General features: G+C 72.6%; 21 protein-coding genes. 9 read left to right on the forward strand and 12 right to left on the reverse strand.

What is annotated here, in order from left to right; all coding sequences use genetic code 11:
- Window positions 1-3: 3 nt before the first annotated feature.
- Window positions 4-864 (forward strand): PhzF family phenazine biosynthesis protein, encoded by an 861-nt coding sequence (locus F4554_RS09250; RefSeq protein ID WP_179787001.1) that lies wholly within the window; start codon window positions 4-6, stop codon window positions 862-864.
- On the opposite strand, the gene F4554_RS09255 is transcribed toward F4554_RS09250, so the two are convergent.
- The 5 genes from F4554_RS09255 to F4554_RS09275 all read right to left on the reverse strand — a co-directional run bounded on the left by F4554_RS09255 (window position 853) and on the right by F4554_RS09275 (window position 8,012).
- Window positions 853-1,278, reverse strand: a complete 426-nt coding sequence (locus F4554_RS09255; protein WP_179787002.1) for an RbsD/FucU family protein — start codon at window positions 1,276-1,278, stop codon at window positions 853-855. The two genes, F4554_RS09250 and F4554_RS09255, sit on opposite strands and share 12 nt — an antisense overlap.
- 122 nt (window positions 1,279-1,400) lie before the next feature.
- Complete coding sequence (gene glgX / locus F4554_RS09260; protein WP_337795936.1) at window positions 1,401-3,515, reverse strand: glycogen debranching protein GlgX; 2,115 nt, start codon at window positions 3,513-3,515, stop codon at window positions 1,401-1,403.
- Window positions 3,516-3,626: 111 nt separating this feature from the next.
- Window positions 3,627-5,114 carry a GAF domain-containing protein gene (locus F4554_RS09265; RefSeq protein ID WP_179787003.1) on the reverse strand — a complete coding sequence of 496 codons (1,488 nt, stop codon included), beginning with the start codon at window positions 5,112-5,114 and terminating at the stop codon, window positions 3,627-3,629.
- Window positions 5,115-5,148: 34 nt separating this feature from the next.
- Window positions 5,149-6,708 (reverse strand): GAF domain-containing protein, encoded by a 1,560-nt coding sequence (locus tag F4554_RS09270; RefSeq protein WP_179787004.1) that lies wholly within the window; start codon window positions 6,706-6,708, stop codon window positions 5,149-5,151.
- A 35-nt stretch (window positions 6,709-6,743) separates the two neighbouring features.
- On the reverse strand, window positions 6,744-8,012 hold the full coding sequence (locus F4554_RS09275) for a site-2 protease family protein (protein WP_179787005.1): 1,269 nt from the start codon (window positions 8,010-8,012) through the stop codon (window positions 6,744-6,746).
- Window positions 8,013-8,351: 339 nt separating this feature from the next.
- Between F4554_RS09275 and F4554_RS09280 the strand changes: the two genes are divergently transcribed.
- The 3 genes from F4554_RS09280 to F4554_RS32030 are packed head-to-tail and all read left to right on the forward strand — an operon-like array spanning window position 8,352 to window position 10,758.
- Complete coding sequence (locus tag F4554_RS09280; protein ID WP_179787006.1) at window positions 8,352-9,470, forward strand: universal stress protein; 1,119 nt, start codon at window positions 8,352-8,354, stop codon at window positions 9,468-9,470.
- Complete coding sequence (locus F4554_RS09285; protein ID WP_179787007.1) at window positions 9,467-10,327, forward strand: universal stress protein; 861 nt, start codon at window positions 9,467-9,469, stop codon at window positions 10,325-10,327. Before F4554_RS09280 ends, F4554_RS09285 begins: the two co-directional genes overlap by 4 nt.
- The gene (locus F4554_RS32030; protein WP_179787008.1) at window positions 10,324-10,758 is read left to right on the forward strand and encodes an OsmC family protein; all 435 of its coding nucleotides are present in this window, start codon (window positions 10,324-10,326) and stop codon (window positions 10,756-10,758) included. The genes F4554_RS09285 and F4554_RS32030 overlap by 4 nt, the downstream gene beginning before the upstream one ends.
- A 32-nt stretch (window positions 10,759-10,790) precedes the next feature.
- Here the strand turns inward: F4554_RS32030 and panB are convergent, their stop codons facing one another.
- From panB to panC, 3 genes are read right to left on the reverse strand one after another with little or no spacing between them, the layout of a single operon-like run.
- Window positions 10,791-11,723 carry a 3-methyl-2-oxobutanoate hydroxymethyltransferase gene (gene panB, locus F4554_RS09295; protein WP_179787009.1) on the reverse strand — a complete coding sequence of 311 codons (933 nt, stop codon included), beginning with the start codon at window positions 11,721-11,723 and terminating at the stop codon, window positions 10,791-10,793.
- Window positions 11,720-12,142 carry an aspartate 1-decarboxylase gene (panD, locus tag F4554_RS09300; protein WP_179787010.1) on the reverse strand — a complete coding sequence of 141 codons (423 nt, stop codon included), beginning with the start codon at window positions 12,140-12,142 and terminating at the stop codon, window positions 11,720-11,722. The genes panB and panD overlap by 4 nt, the downstream gene beginning before the upstream one ends.
- A gap of 2 nt (window positions 12,143-12,144) precedes the next feature.
- Window positions 12,145-13,857 carry a pantoate--beta-alanine ligase gene (gene panC, locus F4554_RS09305; protein WP_179787011.1) on the reverse strand — a complete coding sequence of 571 codons (1,713 nt, stop codon included), beginning with the start codon at window positions 13,855-13,857 and terminating at the stop codon, window positions 12,145-12,147.
- Between the two features lie 400 nt (window positions 13,858-14,257).
- Between panC and F4554_RS09310 the strand changes: the two genes are divergently transcribed.
- Complete coding sequence (locus tag F4554_RS09310) at window positions 14,258-15,178, forward strand: SMP-30/gluconolactonase/LRE family protein (protein WP_179787012.1); 921 nt, start codon at window positions 14,258-14,260, stop codon at window positions 15,176-15,178.
- A 149-nt stretch (window positions 15,179-15,327) separates the two neighbouring features.
- On the opposite strand, the gene F4554_RS09315 is transcribed toward F4554_RS09310, so the two are convergent.
- From F4554_RS09315 to F4554_RS09325, 3 genes are all read right to left on the reverse strand, one after another.
- On the reverse strand, window positions 15,328-15,957 hold the full coding sequence (locus F4554_RS09315) for an MBL fold metallo-hydrolase (RefSeq protein ID WP_179787013.1): 630 nt from the start codon (window positions 15,955-15,957) through the stop codon (window positions 15,328-15,330).
- On the reverse strand, window positions 15,954-17,039 hold the full coding sequence (locus F4554_RS09320) for an S-(hydroxymethyl)mycothiol dehydrogenase (protein WP_179787014.1): 1,086 nt from the start codon (window positions 17,037-17,039) through the stop codon (window positions 15,954-15,956). Before F4554_RS09320 ends, F4554_RS09315 begins: the two co-directional genes overlap by 4 nt.
- Window positions 17,040-17,165: 126 nt before the next feature.
- Window positions 17,166-18,782 (reverse strand): MFS transporter, encoded by a 1,617-nt coding sequence (locus F4554_RS09325; RefSeq protein ID WP_179787015.1) that lies wholly within the window; start codon window positions 18,780-18,782, stop codon window positions 17,166-17,168.
- A gap of 442 nt (window positions 18,783-19,224) precedes the next feature.
- On the opposite strand from F4554_RS09325, the gene F4554_RS09330 reads away from it, so the two are divergent.
- From F4554_RS09330 to F4554_RS09345, 4 genes are all read left to right on the forward strand, one after another.
- Window positions 19,225-20,007 (forward strand): enoyl-CoA hydratase/isomerase family protein, encoded by a 783-nt coding sequence (locus tag F4554_RS09330; protein WP_337795937.1) that lies wholly within the window; start codon window positions 19,225-19,227, stop codon window positions 20,005-20,007.
- Between the two features lie 55 nt (window positions 20,008-20,062).
- Window positions 20,063-21,094 carry a class I SAM-dependent methyltransferase gene (locus F4554_RS09335; RefSeq protein WP_179787016.1) on the forward strand — a complete coding sequence of 344 codons (1,032 nt, stop codon included), beginning with the start codon at window positions 20,063-20,065 and terminating at the stop codon, window positions 21,092-21,094.
- 249 nt (window positions 21,095-21,343) lie between these two features.
- Window positions 21,344-21,544: a cold-shock protein gene (locus F4554_RS09340; protein WP_092656270.1), complete on the forward strand. Its 201-nt coding sequence runs from the start codon at window positions 21,344-21,346 to the stop codon at window positions 21,542-21,544.
- A 242-nt stretch (window positions 21,545-21,786) separates the two neighbouring features.
- Window positions 21,787-22,578 carry an acyltransferase gene (locus F4554_RS09345; RefSeq protein WP_337795938.1) on the forward strand — a complete coding sequence of 264 codons (792 nt, stop codon included), beginning with the start codon at window positions 21,787-21,789 and terminating at the stop codon, window positions 22,576-22,578.
- On the opposite strand, the gene F4554_RS09350 is transcribed toward F4554_RS09345, so the two are convergent.
- On the reverse strand, window positions 22,554-23,039 hold the full coding sequence (locus F4554_RS09350; protein WP_179787018.1) for a BlaI/MecI/CopY family transcriptional regulator: 486 nt from the start codon (window positions 23,037-23,039) through the stop codon (window positions 22,554-22,556). The genes F4554_RS09345 and F4554_RS09350 overlap by 25 nt on opposite strands.
- Window positions 23,040-23,086: the final 47 nt, after the last annotated feature.

Genomic DNA, 23,086 nt, shown 5'->3' on the forward strand with positions numbered 1-23,086 from the left:
GCCATGCCCAGCAGACCGTACGAGATCGTCGACGTGTTCACCGACCGCGCCTACGCCGGCAACCCGCTCGCCGTCGTTCTGGACGCCGAGGGCGTCAGCGGAGAGGCGATGCAGACGCTGGCGAAGGAGTTCAACCTCTCCGAGACCGCGTTCGTGCAACCTCCTGAGGAGGGCGGCGACTACCGCGTACGCATCTTCACCCCCGGTGCGGAGTTGCCGTTCGCGGGGCACCCGAGCGTGGGAACCGCGGTGACGCTGGCCCGGCTCGGCCGCATCCGTTCCGGCGACGTCGTACAGGAGTGCGGCGCCGGCAACCTTCCGGTGCACGTCGAAGGTGACGTCGCCACCATCACCGGTGGCGAGCCGGTACTCGGTTCCACGCTCGACCCCGGACCGCTGCTGGCCGCCGCCGGACTGGGCTTCGCCGACCTGCTGGTCGGCCCGCCCGCCCAGACCGCCGCCGCCGGCACCGACCACGTGTTGCTGCCCGTCACCGAGGACGCGGTCGCCCGCGCGAGCCTGGACTCGGGGGCCGCCCGGGCGCGAGGGGTGAAGAAGGTTTATCTGTTCTCCTGGGACGCCGACCTGCGGCTGGCCCACGCCAGGTTGTTCGTTTCCGAGTTCGGCATCGCCGAGGACCCGGCCACGGGTTCGGCGGCGCTGGCGCTCGGGGTGTGGCTGGTGGGCAACGGCCTGGTCCCCGGTGAGGGCGAGACGGCCTACAGCGTGGTCCAGGGCGCGGAGATGGGCCGGCCGTCGCGGCTGGACTGCGTGGTGCGTGCGCAGGCGGGGCAGGCCTGCGAGACCAGGGTCACCGGGCAGGTCGCGCCGGTGGCCGCGGGTGAGATCCGGCTACCCGGCTGACGCCACACCCAGCGTCAACAGGAGGTTGGCGTACGTCCGCTGCTCGCCGGTGGCGATGACCAAGGCCACGTCGTCGGTCTTGGCCGCGTCGTAGAAGTCGAACCGGTCCAGGTGCTCCACGGGCGTCCCGGCGGGAAGCAGGTCGTCGAACTCCGCGAAGATCTCGGGCGTCGGCTGGTCCGGCGGCGGCTGCATCACCGCGGCCGCCTCGATCGGTGCGGCGTCCACCAGCGCGGTCAGCACGTCGGTGACCGACAACTTGCCGGGGGACAGGTTGAGGAAGACGTGCGTGGCGTTCGGGCCCGCCGCGGTGGCGAACGGGTAGTGCCCGTCGGCGATCAGCACCCGCGAGCCGTGCCCGGCCGACGCCAGCGCGGCCAGGATCTCGGGGTGGATCAGGGTGTAGCGGAGCATGGACAACCTCTTCGTCGGCTTCGGCCTCGGACTATAACGGTTGGAAACCGCCCTCAGCCGATACTGCCTGGCTGGTGGCCGCGCGCTGTCCGCGGTCGGCCCGCGGCGTGGCCACCGCGAGGTCACACCGCGCGCAGGACCACCGCCGTGTGCGGTGCGAGCCGCAGGTGTTCCCCGGCGGCCACCTGGTCCGAGCCCACGCAGTCGCTGGTGTCCAGAGCGACGGAGTACGCCATCGCCCACGGCGGCCCGGGCAGGGTGACGTCGACCGGGGTGTCGCCGCCGTGCAGCCACAGCAGGAACGAGTCGTCGCGCACGGGCTCACCGCTCGGCGCGGTCCGGCCGGTGTGCTCGCCCGCGAGGTACATCCCGAGGGTGCGCAGGGAGGAGTCGTGCCAGGCTTCGGCGTCCATCTCCTCACCCCACGGCGCGAACCAGCCGACGTCGCGCCGCCCGCCGGCCGGGTCCAGCCGCCCGTGGAAGAAGTGCGGCCGGCGGAACACCGGATGCTCCCGGCGGATCCGCAGCAGTTCCCGCACGGTGTCGCGCAGTTGCGGCCAGGTCTGCTCCTCCGCCCAGTCCAGCCAGGAGATCTCGTTGTCCTGGCAGTAGGCGTTGTTGTTGCCGTGCTGGGTGCGTCCGCTCTCGTCGCCGGCCATCAGCATCGGTACTCCGGTCGCCAGCAGCAGGGTGGTGAGCAGTCCGCGTACCTGACGCAACCGCAGCGTGACGATCTCCGGATCGTCGGTCTCGCCCTCCACCCCGAAGTTGACCGAACGGTTGTCGTTGTGCCCGTCGTCGTTGGCCTCGCCGTTGGCCTCGTTGTGCTTGCCGACGTAGCTCACCAGGTCGCGCAGGGTGAACCCGTCGTGTGCGGTGATGTAGTTGATGGACGCGAACGGCCGCCGCCCGCTGCGGCGGTAGAGGTCGCTGGACCCCGACAGCCGGGAGGCGAGGTCGCGTACGCCGTCGGCCGAGCCTGCCCAGAACTCGCGTACGGCATCGCGGAAACGGTCGTTCCACTCCGACCACGGCGCCGGGAACCCGCCCACCTGGTAGCCGTCGAAGCCGAGGTCCCACGGCTCGGCGATCAGCTTGACCCGCGACAGCACCGGGTCCTGCCCGACCGCGGCGAGGAACGCGCCGAACATGTCCACGTCGCCCACACCGCGGGTGAGGATCGGCGCGAGGTCGAACCGGAAGCCGTCGACGTGCATCTCCTGCACCCAGTAGCGCAGCGAGTCCAGGACCAGCCGCACGATGTCGGGATGGCGCAGGTTGAGGGTGTTGCCGGTGCCGCTGAGGTCGCGGTAGCGGCGCCCGCCACCGTCCAGCCGGTAGTAGGCGGGGTTGTGGATGCCGCGGAAGGAGTACGTCGGGCCGAACTCGTTCTGCTCGGCGGTGTGGTTGTAGACGACGTCCAGCACCACCTCCAGGCCGGCCTCGTGCATCGCCTTGACCATCCGCTTGAACTCCGCGACCTGCTGGCCCTCGCTGCCGGCGCTGGCGTACCCGGCGTGCGGTGCGAAGAAGCCGAGGGTGTTGTAGCCCCAGTAGTTGGTGAGTCCGCGCCCGCGCAGCACGAACTCGCTGACGAAGTGGTGGACGGGCAGGAGTTCGACGGTGGTGACGCCGAGGTCGCGCAGGTAGCCCAGCACGGCCGGGTGCGCGAGCCCGGCGTAGGTGCCGCGTAGCTCCGGCGGCACGTCCGGGTGCCGCATCGTCGCCCCGCGTACGTGGAGCTCGTACAGCACCGTGTCGCTCCACGGGACGTACGGCCGCGGGTCCTCGCCCCAGTCGAAGCCCGGGTCGACCACGACCGAACGCGGGACGTACGGCGCGGAGTCCCGGTCGTCGCGCACAGTGTCGTCGCCGCCGGCCACGTGGCCGAACACCGCCGCGTGGTCGTCGGCCTCACCGGTGATCGCCCGGGCGTACGGGTCGACGAGCAGCTTCGCGCCGTTGAACCGGTGACCGGTGTAGGGGTCCCACGGCCCGTGCACGCGGTAGCCGTACCGCTGCCCCGGGCGCAGGCCGGGAACCCGGCCCGACCACACCCCGAACAACAGGTCGGTGAGCGGAACCCGGCGCTCGGTGGCGTGGTCGTCGAACAGGCAGACCTCGACGCGTTCGGCCATCGGCGCCCAGAGGGCGAACGTCACGCCGGAGCCGTCATAGGTCGCCCCGCGCGGCGGGCCACCGTCGGGCCACCACTGGGTCTGGAATGGTGTGCTCACGCGCTCATCCTCGCCGGTCCGCCCGCCTGACGGGAACAGATCATCCAGACCGCCCCGCTCGGTGCCGTTCCGTGACTGTTCCGGTGTCGTTCGGTGCAGATTTGCTGCCGTTCAGGGCTGATCCCGCTCGCCGAGAGGGGCGCGCCAGTCGGCCGCGGTGTGCTCGTACGCCAGCCCGCCCGGCTGCTCGTCGACGGCGGAGTGGGTCACCCGCAGCCGTACCTCGTCGTGGGAGGCCCGCACCTCGACCTGCAGGCGGCTCGGCGGCCCCGCGTCCTCGATCCGGTCGAACGCGGCCCCCGCGGCCGCGAGGAGATCGGCTCGCACCGGTTGCGGAACGGACTCCAGCGGGCCGTGCACCACCAGCCGGGGAACGATGCCGAAGCGTTCGCGGGCCCGGTCGATCGCCGCCAGCAACTCCGCGTGCAGGGACTGGCCGCCGGTCGGGGGTTCGGTGAGCGCGAAGATGGCGCCGCGCACCTCGCGGGTGGCTGCGTCCAGGTCGCCGATCGCCCGCTCGACCCGGGTGCCGACCTCGGGGCGGTCCCGAAGGCTGGCGACCAGGTGCAGCTTCGCGCTGACGTCGAACAGCCGGCGGATCACCCGTTCGTGCAGGTCCGCGGCGATCCGGTCGCGGTCCTCCAGCACCCGCCGCTCGACGCGCTCCTCCTGTGCGCGCTGGTGCCGCAGCGCCAGCGCCGCCTGGTTGGCGAACATCTCCACCGGAGCGATGTCGGGGAGGGGCAGTCGTCCGGAACCGGATTCCCGCCGCCACCCGGCGAACAGCACGCCCAGCACCTCGCCGTCCGCGGTGAGCGGCGTCAGCATGCCCGGTCCGACGTTCGCCAGCGCCGCGTGCCAGGCGGGCGGCGGGTTGTAGCCCGGAACGGCACGGATGTCCTCGCTCACCACACTCTGCCCGGAGGCGACGACCTGGGCGGTCAACCCCCGCAGCGGTGCCCTGCCGCCCGCGGTCTCTGCGATCCCGCCGCCCTGTGCGGCCTCCAGAAGGACGGTGCCGGGGTTGGCCGGGTCCAGGAGCAGCAGCGCGCCGAAGTCGGCGCCGGACACCTGGCGCAGCCGGGTGATCAGCAGGTTCAGAGCATCTCGCCGGTCGATCTCGCCGAGGAGTTGGTAGGTGAGTTCGGCGGTGGAACGCAGCCACCGCTGGTGTCGGCGTTCGGTCTCGTACCGCTCGGCGTTGTGCAGCGCGGTCGCCGCCGCGGTGCTCAGGACGGTGACGGCTGCCTCGTCGTCGGCGGTGAAGGAGGTGTCCCGCCGGTCCAGGAGGTACAGCTCGCCGGTGGAGGTGCCGTCGTACGGCAGCGGCAGGGCGAGCAGCCCGGGCCGGAGTACGGGTTCGCCGGACTTGACCAGCTGTCCGCGGGCGGCGGTGAGTTCGGGCCCGGCGAGCAGGCGCGCCGCGTCGTCGGCGCCGACACCGTGCCGGAAGGTTCGTACCGCGTTGGGACCAGAGGGGAGCCGTACGATCGCGGTCCGGGCGCCGGCCAGCCGGGCGGCCGCGTCGGCCACCCGGGTCCCCACGGTCTCGACGTCGACCTCCGAACCGACGTCGACGATCGCCTCGACCAGGCGCACGAGGGCGCTCCGGTCCGCGTGCCGTGACCACCGGTCAACCAAGCCGCACCGCCCACTCGGTCACCTGCTCACCCGCAGCCGTCGCGGTGCTGAGCACAAGGCTGGTTGCCGGGCTGGAATCCGGGGTGGTCGCCGGGGTGTCGTGGGCGCCGGCGACGATCAACCGGAGCCGGCCCTCCTCGATGTCGAGCACAAGGTCGACCCGGCTCGGCGAGTCGTACTCCGCCGCGCGGTCCAGCGCCTGCCGCACGCGGGCGGCCAGCCCGCACTGGGTGGCCTCGGACAAGGCGTCCAGGGCACCGTGCACCTCCAGGCCCGGGACGAAACCGAACCGGTCCCGCGCTTCGGCCACCTCCGCCTGCAACCGCAGCCAGCACCGCGAGGCGACCGGGGCGGCTTCGGCAGGGTTGCGCAGGTCGCCGCTGACGCCGTGGATCCGGGTGATGGTCTCGGCCACCTCCCGCGCGGCCACGGCGAGCCGTTGGCGTACCTCCGAACGCCGGCTGTGCCCGGCCGCGACGCCCAGGTCCGAGGCGACCCGGTTCAGGCGGTGGGCGACCACGGTGTCGAGGTCCTGCGCGATCCGCTCCCGGTCGGCGAGCACCGAGAGTTCGGTACGGCTGGTCTGGGCGCGGGCCTGCCGCAGCGCCAGCGCCGCCTGGTGGGCGAACATCTCCACCAGCTGCACCTCCCGGGCGGCCAGATGGGCCACCGGAGACCCCCTGCGCCAGCCGGCGAACAGAACGCCCAGCACCTCGCCGTCGGTACGCAGCGGCAGCAGCATCCCCAGCCCGAGTTCGGCGAGCGCGGTCCGCCACTCCGGAGGTGGACCGTATCCGTACACCTTGTCCAGCTCGGAGCTGACCACGCTGCGCCGGGTGCGCACGACGCGGGCGGTGAGGCCGCGCAGCGGGGTACGGCGACCGCTCTGGTGCTCCAGCGACAGCCCGGTGACCGCGTGCAGGGTGCCGGTCTCCGGGTCGGCGGGGTCCAGCAGGAGCAGCGCGCTGTAGTCCGCGCCGGAGACCTCCCGCAGCCGGGCCGTGAGCGTGTCCAGGGCCTTTCCCCTGTCGACCTGGCCGAGCAGCAGCTCGGTGAGCTCGGCCACCGCGTACAGCCAGCGCTGCTGCCGGCGTTCGCGTTCGTGCAGGTCGGCCCGGTGCATCACCATCGCCGCCGCCGCGCCGTAGGCCGCCAGCAGATCCTCGTCGTCCCTGGTGAACTCGCCCCCTTCGGGATCGCCGACGAGAAGCTGGCCGGAATGGTGGTCACGCGGGCGCATGGGTACGCCCAGCAGGGCCGGGGTGCGCACCGGCCGACCGGACAGCGTGAGTTGCTCGACCAACCGGGCGAAGTCCGGGCGATCGGCGCGTTCTGCGTACTCGGCCCGGCTCAGGCCGTGCAGGAAGAGCTCGACCATGCCGTCCGGCGGGGTCGCCTGCCGCAGAACGGCATACCCGCCCCGGACGAGCTCGCTCGCCGACCGCAGGATCCGCTCGGCCGCCTGTTCGCCTTCGAGGTCGGTGCCGAGGGTGAGAAGAGAACTGACCAGGGAGCGCAGGCGCTCGCGCGGAGGGGAACCGTTCCCGACCACACCTCGATGGTAGGCCGGGTGGTGCGGGCGGGCGATCAACCGCCGGGCCGCTGCCCCGGTACGTACGGACTCGGGGTGCTCTGCCCCTCCTGGCCCGGTGGACGTGACCGGCCCGGTTGACCCGACTGGCCGGCCTGACTCGGTTCTTCGCCGGACGATCCGTCCCCGGCGCGGGGCAGGTGCCCGAGCCTGGCGAGTTCGACGGCGCGGTTCACGTCGTGGGTGTTCACGATGCCGACCACGTGGCCACCCTCGACGACCAGCAGCATCCCGCGGCCGGACAGCTGCCACGTGCCCGCCGGAAGTTCGGTCAGCAGGTCCTCGGGGCCGGCGGTCCCGTCCGGTCGCAGCGGCCGGCCGAGGTCGGCGAGCTTGGTGGTGCCCCGCGTCTGCTCGGGCACCCGGACGAGGTCGGTGAGGCTGAGCACGCGTACCGGCCGGCCCTCCATGTCCACGACGGGGAACGTCCGGTGGTGGTCGTGTTCGGCGACCCTCTCCAGGAACGTGTCCACGGTCCACCACGACGGGGCCGTCACCGGGGCGGGGCTCATCACGTCCCGCAGCCGCACACCGGTCAGGCGTCCCCGCAGTCCGGTCACCGACTCCTCCGACATCGCCGACATGACCAGGAACCAGCCGATCAGGGCCAGCCACAGGCCGCTGACCAGTTGGCCGGCCACGAGCTGGAACACGCCGAGCGCGATCAGCGCCATGCCGAGGAACCGGCCGGCCCGCGCCGCCGAGACCGCCGCCCGGTCCCGGTCACCGGACCGCTTCCACAGCCCGGCCTGGAGTAGCCGCCCACCGTCCAGCGGTGCGCCGGGCAGCAGGTTGAAGATGCCGAGCACCGCGTTCACGAACCCCAGCCAGGTCAGCACCTCCCGGAGCACGATCGGCAGCGAGAGCAGGGCGGCGCCCGCGGCCAGGCCGCCGAACGCCGCGCCGAGGACCAGACTGGTGGCCGGGCCCGCGCCCGCGACCAGGAAGGCGGCGCGGGGGGTGGGCGGGTTGGTGCCGAGTTCGGTGAACCCGCCGAGCAGCCACAGGGTGATCCGGTCGGCCGGCATGCCGTACCGCCGGGCGACGACGGCGTGCGCGAGTTCGTGCGCCAGCAGGGACGCGAGGAACGTGACCGCCGCGAGCACCCCGGCCACCCAGTCGACCGCCGCACTGGTCGTGGGTGCCTGCACCGGCAGGATGGCCACCGCCACGATCTCGGTGACCAGCAGCATCATCACCAGGACCGACCAGTGCACGCCGATCGAGATCCCGGCGACGCGGCCCAGCGTGAACGTCGGTTTCATGAGTCGGCCATGTGTCGTCGGCGGGCCGTCCGGTGACAGGCCCGCACCCCCGGTCCAAGCGTCCGCGCGCCGGTCCGGGTCCTACAGAGGATTAGGGCCCGTTCCCAGTGCTCGCGTGGGGCTCGGCGCGGGGTTCCTGCGTCCGAGCGCGGCCCGGTGGGTATGAACCCGGCGGCACGGACCTCTTGACCATGGCGGGTTCTCGCGTCCGCTCTCGCAACCGGCGAGGGCCAAGGACCCGCCTGAACAGGACCTTCGTCTCTACGTCGATCCGTAGGGGCCGGACGAGTCTGACGCCTGGGTCGCCACCAGGGGCGGGGACAGATCGGGGGACGTTCGATGACCGGTCGACAGCCGCGTCCCGCGCGGGCGGTCGTGGTGACGTTCGACGGGGTGGCGCTGGCCAGCCCCGCGTTGCACTGGGCCGCTCGCGAGGCCGTCCTCCGCCAGCTGCCACTGGTGGTGGTGCAGGCGTACGGCGAACGTCCCCGTACCGACCGGCGACCCGCCGACGGACCGGTGATGGGTGAACCCGGTCCGGACGACGGTCAGGGGGCCGTCGACAACGACGAGGGCGGGACGCCGACGAACCGGGAACGGGCCTGGCGCCTGGCCGACGCCGCGGTGGCGACGGCGGTGGCGGTGCAACCCACGCTCCAGGCGTACGCCTGGGCCGCCGCCGGCCCGCTGCCCGACGTACTCGGCCAGGCGGTCGCCGATCCCGCCCTCGTCGTCGTGGGCACCCGGGGACGGGGCGTCCTGCTCGCGTTCCTGCGCGGTGCGCACCGAGCCGGCCGGGAGGGACGGCCGGTGCCGCCGGTGGTCCTCGCCCGGCAGGACAGCAGGGCGGCCCAGTTGCTGCCGGCGGGGCCGTCCGGGCTGGGACTGTCGGAGCCGCCGGTCCTGTCCGGTCTGCCGGTGGGGGACGGGCACCTGCTGGACGGCCTGGACGGCCACGTGGTGGTCGGCGTGGACGGCGGTGCGTCGACGCGGGCCGTGGTCGGGTTCGGGTTCGACATCGCCGCCCGGCGCGATGCGCGGCTGCTCGCCGTGCCCGTGCCGCCGCGGGGTGACAAGTGGTGGACCCGCGGCGCCCTGGACACCCACGTGCACGGGGTGAGCGCGCCGGGCATGGATGCGGTCGAGGCGCTGCTGGCGCCGCACCGGTCGGCGTACCCCGGCGTGGAGGCCACGGTCGCGAACGGCGACGGCACGGTGGCCGGACCGCTGCGCATCGCCCGGCCACCCGACCTGCTGGTGGTCGGCAGCCGCGACGCGGGCGTCAGTGGGCTCCTCGGTTCCACCCTCGGCTGTACGGCGATCAACCGGGCCCGGTGCCCGGTCGCGCTGGTGCCCGTCCCGGCGGAGGAGCGAAGGGGCGGCCGGATCCGGGTGCCCCAGGCCCGCCGCCCGGCCCACCAGCCGCCGGCCCGTCCACGGGAGGAGGCGCTGCGATGACCGAGCGGAACCGGCGCCCGGTGGTGGTCGGCGTCGACGGCACGGCGGAGAGCCGGCTGGCCCTGCAGTGGGCCATCGACGAGGCCCGTAACCGGATGCTCCCGCTGCGCATCGTCGTCTCCCACGAGCTTCCCGCAACGATGCGTGGCATGGACGAACTCGGGACCGACGTCGAGAACGCCGACGTGAACGCGGCGGTGAGCATCGCCCGTGACCAGCTCGACCCGGACTCGGTGTCGAGAGCCGTATCCGACGAGCGGCCGGCACCGGCGATCCTCCGCCAGGCCGAGGACGCCGAACTGGTCGTGGTGGGTTCTCGGTCCCGGTCGGCGGTGGCCTCGGTGGTGCTCGGGTCGGTGAGCTCGGCGGTCGCCCACCACGCACGCTGCCCGGTGATCGTCGCCCGGGCGACGAAGGAGCATTCGCCGGCCGGTCCGCGGGTGATCGTGGGGGTGGACGGGTCGGAGTGCTCCGAACGCGCGGTCGCGTTCGCCTTCGAGGAGGCCGCCGGTCGCGGCCTGCCGCTGGTGGCCGTCCACTGCTGGCGGCTGGAGCATCCCGACGAGGCGCAGTGGGACGCGGACGCCTTCTCCCGCCGCCGCGACGAGCACATGCTGTGGCTCGCGGAGTCCCTCGCCGGCTTCGGGTCCAAGTTCCCCGACGTGCCGGTGACCACCAGCGTGCTGGAGGGGCGCCCGGCGGTGCTGCTGTCGGAGTCGTCCCGGGGCGCGGAGCTGGTCGTGGTGGGATCGCGTGGACGCGGCGGGCTGGAACGCATGCTGCTCGGTTCGGTGGCCGAGTCGCTGCTGCACCACGCGCACTGCTCGGTCGCGGTCGTACGGGCGGCCCACCGGTGACCAGGCACGAACCGGCACCGGTCGAGGTGCGCCCGCTGGAGGGTGACGCGTACGTCGTGGAGGTACGCGGGCACCAACTGCACGTCGACCAGCCGCGCGAGGACGGTGGGACCGACACCGCGCCGACCCCGGTGGAGCTGCTGGTCGGTGCGCTGGCCGCCTGCGTCGCCTACTTCGCCGGACGGTTCCTCACCCGGCACGGCGTCGGCACGGAGGGGCTGGCGGTCCGCGCGACGTTCACCATGGCGGCGGAGGGGCCGGCCCGGGTGGACTCGGTGCACGTGCGGATCGTGGTGCCGCCGGACCTGCCGCCCGAACGCGTACCCGCTCTGCGGGCGGTGCTCGGCACCTGCACCGTCAAGAACACCTTGACGCACGCGGTCGAGCTGGACCTGGAGATCGACGGCTTCCCGAGCCTCGCACCGGGCTGATCGCCGCCGGGAAGGGCAAAGCGTGCGAACGCTCAGACCGTCCGGTCCGCCAGAGTCTCCCTGAACGCCGCCAGCTCGTCGGGGGCGATGCCGTAGGTGTGCTCGGGTCCGGGGTACTTCCCGGTCCGCACCTCCTCGGCGTACGTCCCGACCGCGCGCACCATCTGCTCGTGCAGGTCGGCGTACCGCTTCACGAACCTCGCCGGTGTGCCGGCCGACATCCCCAGCAGGTCGTGGAACACCAGTACCTGCCCGTCGGTGGCGGGGCCGGCGCCGATGCCGATCACCGGGATGTGGAGGTACGGCATCAGCTGCTCGGTGACCGCCGCCGGGATCGCCTCCAGCACCAGGGCGAAGCAGCCCGCCTCCTGCAGGGCAAGGGCTTCCTCGGCGATGCGCGTGGCCCCCGCGGCGGTGCGGCCCTGGGCGCGGAAGCCGCCGAGCTGGCCGGCCGTCTGCGGGGTGAGCCCGACGTGACCCATCACGGGTACGCCGGCGGCGACGATCGCCCGGGCCCGGTCGGCGGAGGTGCCGCCGCGTTCCAGCTTCACCGCGTCCGCGCCGGCCTCCTTGACGAACCGCTGGGCGTTGCCGATCGCGTCCTCGTCGGAACGTTCGTACGACCCGAACGGCAGGTCGGCGACCAGCAGCGGCGTACGCAGACCCCGGCGGACCGCGGCCGCGAGCACCAGCATCTCGGTCATCCCGACCGGCAGCGTCGAGTCGTGCCCCAGCACGGTCATCGCGGCGGAGTCGCCGACCAGCACCACGTCGACGTCGGCGTCCTGCGCGACCCGGGCGGACGGGAAGTCGTACGCCGTCACCATCGTGATCGGCTGGCCCGTCGCCTTCAGCTGGGCGAGGGCGCCGACGGTGAGCCGCGCCCGTGTCGGACCGGCGCCGCCGGGGCCGTCGGGGCCGGAAGCGGGTGCGGAACCAGCGGTGGGCGCGGGCCGGGTGCTCACGGTCCGGTCCGTTCGAAGCCGGCCGCCGAGGCGAGCGGGGAGTCCATCAGCACGCCGGCGTCGGAGCCGACCAGGGCGATCGCGTTGCCGGCGTCCACGTGCACGACTGCGGGGTCGTGCGTGGCGAGCTCGGCGGCGTCGTAGGTCGCGAACGACGCCACGATCACCTTGTGGCCACGCTCCACGAGCAGTGCGGCCGCGCCGTTGACCTGCATGGAGCCCGAGCCCGGCGCGCCCTCCAGCACGTACGTGACGAAGCGCGCGCCGTTGTCGATGTCCCACACGTGCACCTGTTCGTTGGGCAGCAGGTCGGCGGCGCGCATGAGGTCGGTGTCGATGGTGATGCTGCCCACGTAGTCCACGTCGCAGGCGGTCACCGTGGCGCGGTGGATCTTGGACTTCAGCATGGTTCGCTGCATGGTCATGCTCCTTGGACGACTTGAACGACCTGGACGACGACGTTGTCGATCAGCCGGGCGCGGCCCACCCTGGCGGCGACCGCGATCAGGACGGGGCGGTCGCCGAACCGCTCCGCCACGGTGAGGTTCTCCGCGTCACGGGCCTCGAGGTACTCCGGTTCGATTCCGGCGTCGGCGAGTACCTTCCCGGCCGCGGCCAGCGCGTCCCGGATTGCCGACCCCTCGCCGGCGGTACGGGCGGTGTCGGCGGCGACGGTCAGGGCCTGGTTCAGGGCCCGGGCCCGGATGCGTTCCTCGGCGGTCAGGTAGACGTTGCGCGAACTCATCGCCAGGCCGTCCGGCTCGCGCACCGTGGGCAGGACCGCGATCTCCACGGGGAGTTCGAGGTCCCGCGCCATCGCCCGGACGACGATCGCCTGCTGGGCGTCCTTCTGGCCGAAGAACGCCACGTCGGGGCCGACGGCGTTGAGCAGCTTCGCCACCACGGTGGTGACGCCGCGGAAGTGGGCGGCACCCCGGCGTGCGGGGTCGCCGCAGAGCACGTTGGTGAGCTCGCCGCCGACCTCGACGGTGGTGGCGAACCCGGGCGGATAGACGTGGTCGGCGGCTGGTGCGTACACCAGGTCGACGCCCGCCGCGGCGGCCATGGCGAGGTCGGCCGCCTCGTCGCGCGGGTAGGCCGCGAGGTCCTCGTTCGGGCCGAACTGCGTGGGGTTGACGAACAGGCTCATCACCACGACGTCGCAGCGCTCCCTGGCGGCGCGCAGCAGACTGGCGTGCCCCTCGTGCAGGAAGCCCATGGTGGGTACGAGGCCGATCCGGGTGCCGGCCCGGCGGGCGGGTGCCAGCGCCGCCCGCAACTCCTCCCGGGTCCGGACGATCTTCGGGGTGGACACCGGCGTACCTCCTTGGTTCTTGTACGCGGCGACCGCGGCGACCGCCCGGGTGCGGTCGGCGAGCGCGGTGTAGGCCGGCAGTAGTTCGGGGGCGAGGCCGGCCAGCGCGGCCTGGTGGGCGCGCACGGTCTCCTCGTCACCCCGGGCGATGGGTCCGGTGAGCGCGGCCGGGCCCGCACCGGCCCAGTTCGCCGCGGTGCTCAGCAGCAACGGTGTGAGAGCCGCCCGGGCGTCCTTCACACCGGCGCGGGTGAGCAGGTCGGCCGCCGTCTCCGCCAGGGTCAGAACGAAGTTGGAGGCGAGCACGGCGCCCGCGTGGTAGGCGGCGCGGTGTTCCTCGGCCAGGTCGAACGGCACCATCCCGAGCCGGCGGGCGAGGGTGCGGGCGACCTCGGCCGCGGCCGGGCTGGACCCGGTGACCGCCGCCGGAACCCCGGCCAGGCTGGTCCCCGGTGCCGGGATGGTCTGCAGCGGGTGCAGCCGGAAAATCTGCGCTCCCCGGCGGGCGGCGGGCTCCAGCGCGTCCAGGCCGGTGGCACCGCTGACGTGGCCGACGTACGCGGGAAGGTCCGTCGCGGTGGCGACCTCGGCACAGACGGCGGAGATCGACTCGTCGGGGACGCACAGCAGGGTGATGTCGGAGCCACCGGCGGTGACGGCGGCGGTGCCCCGGGTGCCGACGCGGACGTCGAGCCCGGCGGCGCGGGCGGCGGGTGTGACAGAACCTCCGGTGCGGCCGGCGCCGATCACGGCGAGGCTGCGCAGCCCGGTCGACGCGCCGGTGTCCGGGGCGTCTCGGTTCCGTTCCAGTTCTCGCATCGGAGATACCAGACGGCTTTCGGTGTGGGGTGCGTGGTTGCGTACTTTGGTGCTTCTTGGACCTTCTTGGAACCTTCCACGTCCACGCCCGGGTCCCCCGGTGGAGCGGGTGTCCGGGTCGCGGCGCAGCAAAAGTATAGGTGCCCCCGGGGCCTGCCGAAGCCGGCCGAACCGGCGACCGAACCGACGGGCGGACCAATGGGCGGGCCTGCCGCGAACCGTGGCCGCGCGGCGACCGACGGCCAAGGTCGGCACCCTGGTGCCCGCCGGTCGCGCCGGCGGCGTCCGGGTCGCTACGTTCGCACCAGCGCATCCCTCGCCCGCGGGCGGGAGGTGAGGACCGCCGCGATCGGCACCTGCGCCGACGCGGCTGTGCGGACGAGGAGATCAGGAGGCTCGGATGGCCGGCGTGACCGAGAGGTTCGAGATCATCGACGAGCGGTTCTCGACCCTCGTCAAGACCAGCGCCCAGGTGGAGCAGCTGTACCAGGGCTGCCGCTGGGCGGAGGGGCCGGCGTACTTCCCGGCGGGCCGCTACCTCGTGTGGAGCGACATCCCCAACGACCGGATGCTGCGCTGGGACGAGACCACCGGGGCGGTGGGGGTGTTCCGGGAGCCGGCGGGGTTCACCAACGGCAACACGGTCGACCGGCAGGGGCGCCTGGTCACCTGCGAACACGGCAACCGGCGGGTCACCCGGACCGAGCACGACGGCTCGCTGACCGTGCTCACCGACAACTTCGGCGGGAAGCGCTACAACAGCCCGAACGACGTGGTGGTGAAGTCCGACGGGTCGGTGTGGTTCACCGATCCGGCGTACGGCATCGACAGCGACTACGAGGGCCACCAGGCCGACAGCGAGATCGGCGCCTGCCACGTCTACCGCTGGGACGCGACGACGGGGGAGGTGCGCATCGTCGCCGACGACTTCGTACGCCCCAACGGCCTCGCGTTCTCACCCGACGAGACCCGGCTGTACGTCTCCGACACCGGCTCGACGCACCACCGGGGCGGACCGCGGCACATGCGTGTCTTCGACGTCGCCGCCGACGGCACGCTGAGCGGCGGGAAGGAGTTCGCCACCTGTACGTCCGGGCTGTTCGACGGCTTCCGGCTGGACACCGCCGGCCGGATCTGGGCCAGTGCCGCCGACGGCGTGCACTGCTACCACCCCGACGGCACGCTGCTCGGGAAGATCCTGGTGCCGGAGACGGTGGCCAACGTGGAGTTCGGCGGCCCGCGCCGCAACCGGCTGTTCATCGCCGCCACCACGTCGTTGTACAGCGTGCTGCTGCCTGTCAACGGCGCGTTGCGCCGGTAGGAACCACCGGTACTGTCAACGCGGCCGGAACACCGTCAACCGTTCCTTGCGGCGAAGGCAGGATCCTGACCGCGCATCCATGAACGCCGATGCCGGCGACGGTGCGAACCGTCGCCGGCATCGGCGTTCGTACAGCCAGGAGTGGCCGGTCAGTGGCCGCGGCCGATCCACTCCTGCAGGTGCGGTCGCTCCGCGCCGACCGTGGTGGTGTCGCCGTGCCCGGTGTGCACCACCGTCTCCGGCGGCAGCGTCAGCAGCCGGTCCCGGATCGAGTCGATGATCGTGCCGAAGTCGGAGAACGAACGCCCGGTGGCGCCCGGCCCGCCGGCGAACAACGTGTCGCCGCTGAACACAGCGCCCAGGTCGGGCGCGGACAGGCAGACCCCTCCGGGTGAGTGACCCGGTGTGTGCACGGCGGTCAGCGTGACGTCGCCCACCGGGAACTCCTGCCCGTCGGCGAGATCGGCGTCCGGTGCGGCGTCGGGGTGTACGACGTCCCACAGCATCCGGTCCGCCGGGTGCAGCCAGACCGGCGCCTTCGTCGACTCGGCCAGGTCGCGGGCGGCGCCGATGTGGTCGTCGTGCCCGTGCGTGCACACGATCGCGGTGACCCGGCGATCGCCCACCGCGTCCCGGATCGGCCCGGCGTCGTGGGCGGGGTCGATCACCAGCACCTCGTTGTCGTCGCCCACCAGCCAGACGTTGTTGTCGACGTCCCAGGTGCCACCGTCCAGGCTGAACGTGCCGGAGGTGACCACCCTCTCGATCCGCGCGCTCACTTCATCACCACCACGGACCGCAGCACGTCACCGGCGTGCATCTTGGTGAACGCCTCCTCGACGTCACCGATGCCGATCTCCTCGGTGACGAAGGCCTCCAGCGGCAGCCGGCCCTGGCGGTAGAGGTCGATCAGCATCGGGAAGTCGCGCTCGGGCAGGCAGTCGCCGTACCACGACGACTTCAGCGATCCGCCTCGGGCGAAGAAGTCGATGAACGGGAGTTCGAGCTTCTGCTCCGGGGTGGGTACGCCGACCAGGACGACCGTACCGGCGAGGTCGCGGGCGTAGAAGGCCTGCTTGTACGTCTCGGGCAGGCCGATCGCCTCGATAGCGAGGTCGACGCCGAACCCGCCGGTCAGCTCCTGGATGCGCTCCACGGCGTTCTCGTTGCGGGCGTTCACCGTGTGGGTGGCGCCGAACTGCCGCGCCCACGCGAGCTTGCGGTCGTCCACGTCCACCGCGATCACGGTGGTCGCGCCGCCGAGGCTGGCGCCGGCGACCGCGGCGTCACCCACGCCGCCGCAGCCGAACACCGCAACCGAGTCGCCGCGCTGGACGTTGCCGGTGTTGAGGGCCGCACCCAGGCCGGCCATCACGCCGCAGCCGAGCAGGCCGGCGACCGTGGCCGGGGTGCCAGGGTCGACCTTCGTGCACTGGCCGGCCGCCACCAGCGTCTTCTCCGCGAACGCGCCGATGCCGAGGGCGGGGGAGAGCTCGGTGCCGTCTGCGAGCGTCATCTTCTGCTTGGCGTTGTGGGTGTCGAAGCAGTACCACGGCCGGCCACGCCTGCAGGCCCGGCACTTGCCGCACACCGCGCGCCAGTTGAGGATCACGAAGTCGCCGGGGGCCACGTCGTCGACGCCCTCACCGACCGACTCCACGACGCCGGCCGCCTCGTGCCCGAGGAGGTACGGATAGTCGTCGCCGATCCCGCCCTGCTTGTAGTGCAGGTCGGTGTGGCAGACGCCGCACGCCTGCACCTTGACCAGCGCCTCACCGGGTCCCGGGTCGGGCACGTGGATCGTCTCCACGCTGACCGGCTCGTTCTTGGCTCGGGCCACGACAGCCTGTACGTCCGGCATCGGCGTACTTCCCTTCGGATCGTTCGGTGGTTCGGTTGATTCGATCGGGTGGTTCGCTTCGCGGTTCGATCCTTCCAGGACGCGCGCCCGGTTGGGAACCCGGGCACGCGCCCTGTCGGCCGGGCCTCAGCGCCGGTGCCGGCCCCGCGCCGTTGCCTCGTGGGCTGCGTCGGAACCGGCGTCGGGTCCGCGCCCGCGCAGCGGGATCTCGCGTACGGCGAGAACCGCGAGGAACGCCAGCACCACCAACGGCACCGCCATCAGGTAGATCCGGTCCAGGCCGAGGGTGAAGCCCTCCCGTACGACCGACCGCAGCGGCTCCGACAGCCGGGCGATCTCCGCGGGCGTACCCAGGTGCGGTGCCAGGGAGCCTCCCGACGGCCGCACCCGCACACCGTGCTCGGCGAGGAGTTCGGGGATGGCGGAGGTGAGCCGGGAGCTGAGCACCGCGCCGAAGACCGCGACGCCGACCGCTCCGCCCATGGAACGGAAGAACGTCGAGGCGGAGGTGGCGATCCCGAGGTCGCGCCGCTCGGAGGTGTTCTGCACCGCGAGAATCAGCACCTGCATGGTGAAGCCCAGGCCGGCGCCGAAGATGAGCATGTAGCCGCAGACGGCGACCATCGGGGTGTCCACCCGCAGCGTGGCCAGCAGGGCGGTGCCGATGCCGACCAGGGCCAGGCCCACCAGTGGGAACACCTTCCAGCGTCCCCACTTCGTGATCGCCCGGCCGCTCAGCACAGACACCGACAGCATCCCGACGACCAGCGGGAACGTCAGCAGCCCGGACGCGGTGGGGCTCTGGCCCCGCACGACCTGGAGGTACTGCGGCAGGTAGATCATCGCGCCGAACATCGCGAAGCCGGTGAAGAACGCCGCGGTGCCGGTGAGGTTGAACGTCGGGTTGCGGAACAGCCGGGGCGGCAGGATGGGTTCGGCTGCCCGGCGTTCGACCAGTACGGCCGCGACCAGACCGCCGAGGGCGAGCGCGGCCAGCAGCAGCGACCAGCCCGACACCCAGCCGAACTCCTTGCCGCCGAGCGAGGCCAGCAGCAGCAGCGAGGTCACCGCACCTGTGATGACGGTGGCGCCGAGCCAGTCGATCCGGGTCTCGCGGTGTTCCCGCGGCAGGTTCAGGGTCTTCTGGAGTACGACCGAGGCGACCACGGCGATCGGAATGCCGACGTAGAAGCACCAGCGCCAGCCGGGCCCGTCGACGAGGAAACCGCCGATCAGCGGGCCCGCGACGGTGGCCACGCCGAACGACGCGCCGAGGTAGCCGGAGTAACGGCCCCGCTCGCGGGGGCTCACGATGTCGGCCATGATCGCCTGGGACAGCGCCATCAGGCCGCCGGCGCCGATGCCCTGCCCGGCCCGGGCGGCGATCATCTCGCCCATCGACTGGGACAGCCCGGCGAGCGCCGAGGTCACCACGAAGACGGCGATGGCGACCTGCATCAGCGGCTTGCGGCCGTACAGGTCGGAGATCTTGCCCCACAGCGGTGTGGAGACGGTGGTGGTGAGGAGGGTGGCGCTGGCCACCCACGCGAGCTGGTCCTGGCCGCCGAGGTCACCCACGATCGTGGGGAGGGCGGTGCCGACGACGGTGCCGGACAACGAGGAGACGAACAGGCACAGCAGCAGCGCCCAGACGATCTCGAGGATCTGCTTGTGGGTGAACGCCGGCGGGTTCGAGGTCGTCGCGGCGGTCGCCGCCGCTCCGGGCTGGGCCGCGCTGGACACGGCGGCCGGGCTGACCGCGCTGGGGGCGGCGGCCGGGACGGGCGAGGGAGAGGTGCTCGAGGGACTCGGCTCGCTCTCCGGGCTGGCGGTGGGGCTGGGTACCGCCCTGGCGGCCGGGCTGGTGGCTGCCCTGGGAGCCGGGGCGGTGGACTGACGGTTGGCGGAACGGCTGGTCGGATCCGTGACGCTGGTATGTGAGCCGGACGCGGACATCGCGGGGTGAGCACTCCGATTTCTGTGAGGGGTACGGTCGACTTTCACAGGATATGGTTGCTTTCTGCAACTGTGTTTCGAACGTTGGAATGTCCTGGCCCGCTGACCGTCATCGGCCGCGCCGGTGCTGCGGCCGCACGCCCTCGGAGAAACCCGGCATCCCGGCCGATGCGCGGCACCTCGTGCCCTAGGGTGGCGACGACTCCGAACGGCGTGAGGGGAGGCCCGCGTGGACACCTGGGTGCGGCTGGAGGTGGCGGACGGCGTCGGCACGATCCGGCTCGACCGGCCGCCGATGAACGCGCTGGACACCGCCATGCAGGAGCAGATCCGGGCGGCGGCGCGGGAGGCGACCGACCGGGACGACGTGGCCGCGGTGGTGCTCTACGGCGGTGAGCGGGTGTTCGCCGCGGGCGCGGACATCAAGGAGATGCTGGACATGTCCTACGCCGACATGGAGGTCCGGTCGCGCGGACTCACCTCGGCGTTCGACAGCGTGGCCCGCATCCCCAAGCCGGTGGTGGCCGCGATCACCGGGTATGCCCTCGGCGGCGGCTGCGAGCTGGCGCTGACCGCCGACCGGCGGGTCGGCGCCGCGACCGCTCGCCTGGGCCAGCCCGAGATCAAGCTCGGCGTGATTCCTGGTGCGGGCGGCACCCAGCGGCTGGCGAGGCTGGTCGGCCCGTCGGTGGCCAAGGACCTGATCTTCACCGGGCGCATGGTCGACGCCGCCGAGGCGCGCGCGGTCGGGCTGCTGGACGAGGTGGTCGAGGACGAGGCGCCGGACGCGGTCTACGCCGCGGCCCGGGCCTGGGCGGCACAGTTCGTCGGCGGGCCGGCGGTGGCCCTGCGGGCGGCCAAGTCCGCGATCGACCGGGGGCTCGACGTCGACCTCGGCACCGGCCTGGAGATCGAACGCCAGAGCTTCGCCGCGTTGTTCGCCACGCAGGACCGCACGATCGGAATGCGGGCGTTCGTGGACAAGCAGCCGCCCCGCTTCGAGGGATGCTGACCCCGGGTTGCCGCCGCCCCACCGCACCGCCGATCCACCGAGCGCAAGGAGCCCGATGTCTTCGCCCGTCGAGGAGTTCGCACCGAACCCGAACGCACCGAGCGCACCGGACGGGTCGTCGCCGGCCGACCCGGCACCGCACCCGGTGGCGAGCGCGGAGGAGGTGGAGGCGGCCTGGGGTGACCCCAAGCTCGCCAACGTGCTCTACCACGACTGGGAGGCGCAGAGCTACGACTCCAAGTGGTCCATCTCCTTCGACGACCGCTGCATCGCCTACGCCCGGGACCGGTTCGTGGCTGCCGCCGGAGCGGCCGGCTGGCCGTACGCGAAGTCGCTGGAAGTGGGCTGCGGCACCGGCTTCTTCAGCCTCAACCTCCGCCAGGCCGGCGTCGTCGACGAGGTGCACGTGACCGACCTGTCGCCGGGCATGGTGGAGGCCGCCCGGCAGAACGCCCGCCGGCTGGGGTTCGAGGCGCAGGGCCGGGTGGCCGACGCCGAACGACTGCCCTACCCCGACGAGACCTTCGACCTGGTCGTCGGGCACGCGGTCATCCACCACATCCCCGACGTCGAACTCGCGTTCGCGGAGATGCTGCGGGTGCTTCGCCCGGGCGGGCGGTTCGTGATCTGCGGCGAGCCGACGAGGTACGGCGACCTGGTGGCGCGCAAGCTCTCCCAGGCGACGTGGTGGCTGGCCACCCGGGCAACCCACACACCTCCGCTGCGCAGGCGGTGGGCCCGCTCGAAGGAGGAGCTGAACGAGTCCTCCCGAGCCGCGGCCCTGGAGTCGGTGGTCGACCTGCACACCTTCGACCCGGACGCGCTCGCCAGGACCGCCGAGCGCGCGGGCGCCGCGGACGTGCGGACCGTCACCGAGGAGCTGACCGCCGCGTGGTTCGGCTGGCCGGTCCGGACGTTCGAGTACGCCGTCAACCCTGACCGCCTCGGCTGGGGATGGGCCAACTTCGCCTACCGGAGCTGGCAGCGGCTGAGCGCGGTCGACCGGATGCTGAAGCCCCTGGTGCCCGCCGAGCTGTACTACAACGTCTCGATTACCGGAATCCGGCACCCTTCGCATCCCGCGTGACCGACACCGGAGGACAAAGCGGTCGAGGCGTGGTCAGACGAGCACGAAAGTGATACGTTCCTGCGCGGTCGTTCGTCGTTTCGACAAGACGCGCGGGAGCGTGTGCCGCAGGCCGTCCGAGCATTCGGTGGTCTGCGCACGTGGCTCTCGGCCCGCGGGATTCGACACGCGGGCAGTGCCCCGTGGCGACTCGGTGCTCGTGAGGTTCGAGTGCTGCACCAACGTCTCCGCGAGGGGAAACAGAGAAACATGGCGCAGGGAACCGTCAAGTGGTTCAACGCTGACAAGGGCTTCGGCTTCATCTCCGTCGACGGCGGTCAGGACGTGTTCGTCCACTTCTCCGCGATCGTCGCCGACGGCTACCGCTCCCTGGACGAGGACCAGCGCGTCGAGTTCGACGTCGTGCAGGGTCCGAAGGGCCCGCAGGCGGAGAACGTCCGCACGGTGTGACCCTTGTCCGGGTGTGGTCGCACACATCACGGTGAGAAACGCGTTGGCCCGCAGGCTCCCTGCGGGCCAACGTTGTGTTCGGTGGTGCGCCCGCAGGCTCCCTGCGGGCCAACGTTGTGTTCGGTGGTGCGCCCGCAGGCTCCCTGCGGGCCAACGTTGTGTTCGGTGGTGCGCCCGCAGGCTCCCTGCGGGCCAACGTTGTGTTCGGGGCAGCACCGTTGCATGCCCTAGGGTCTGGTGCCGTGGTACGTCGTTCCCGGGATCCGCGGCAGGCCCGCTTCCTCACTCTGGCCAGCCTGCGCTGGGTCGTCCGGCACCAGGCGTGGACGCCCTACCACCTCCTGCGCTACTGGCGCTTCTGGCTGTTCCGGTTGCGGAATCCGCACGTCGTCACCGAGGGGTTCGTCTTCCTCGGCCGACGCGTCGAGGTGCGCGCCCGGCGCGGCTACGGCCGGGTGGTGCTGGGCCGGTGGGTGCACCTGGGCGACGGCACCCGGCTACACGCGCACGAGGGCACGCTCCGGATCGGCGACAAGTGCGTGCTGGGCCGGGACGTGACCGTCAACTGCTACCTGGACGTGGAGATCGGCCGGTCCTGCCTGTTCGCCGACTGGGTCTACGTCTGCGACTTCGACCACGTGACCACCGACCTCGCCGTACCCATCAAGGACCAGGGGCTGGTCAAGTCACCGGTGCGGATCGGTCCGGACTGCTGGCTGGGCACGAAGGTCACCGTGGTCCGCGGTACGACGGTCGGCACCGGTGCGGTCCTGGCCGCGCACGCTGTGGTTCGCGGCGAGGTGCCCGACTTCGGCGTGGCGGCGGGGGTGCCGGCCCGGGTCGTGAAGAACCGCCGGGACGCCTATGCGGCGGACGCGGGCAGGCGGGCCTACCTCGAGGGTCTGGCCCGGGGCGCCGAGGAGGCCGCCGGCAAGGCCCGGGGAAGCGCGGCGCGGAACGATGCCGACGGCGGCGCCGAGGATGGCGCGGCGCGGGAAGCCCGGCCGGGTCAACCGGCGCGGGGCTCGTCCTGACCGACGGGTTCCGGTTCGGCGTGGCCTTCGGGCCGGGCTTCGAGCCGATCGTCGGACCGGTCGTGGAGCCGGTCCTCGGCGTGGTCGCCGTCGCCTGACCCCCGGCCGAGGGAGACGACACGGAGCGCGTCCCGGAGCGCGGCCTGCTGCTCGGGGTTCATCGCCTCGATGAAGTACACCAGAGCCGTGGCCGGTCCGGCGGCGGCCGACCAGGCGTCGTGCATGAGGGCGGCAGTGTAGGAGTCGCGGGACATCACCGGCGTGTAGACGTACGCCCGGCCGGCGGCCTCCCGGCGCAGCCAGCCCTTGCGGTACAGCTTGTCCAGCACTGTCATCACGGTGGTGTGCGCCAAGGTTCGCTCCGGCGCCAGCATCCGGCGGACATCGCGCACCTGGAGAGGTCGGTCGGCGGCCCACAGCTGGAACATCACCCGTTCCTCGAGCTCACCGAACGATCGCATCCGACCTCCCGTCGCGTCCGGGGCGAATCCCGGTCGGCACCTGGCCG

Source organism: Actinopolymorpha rutila, assembly GCF_013407855.1.
GTDB classification, from domain to species: domain Bacteria; phylum Actinomycetota; class Actinomycetes; order Propionibacteriales; family Actinopolymorphaceae; genus Actinopolymorpha; species Actinopolymorpha rutila.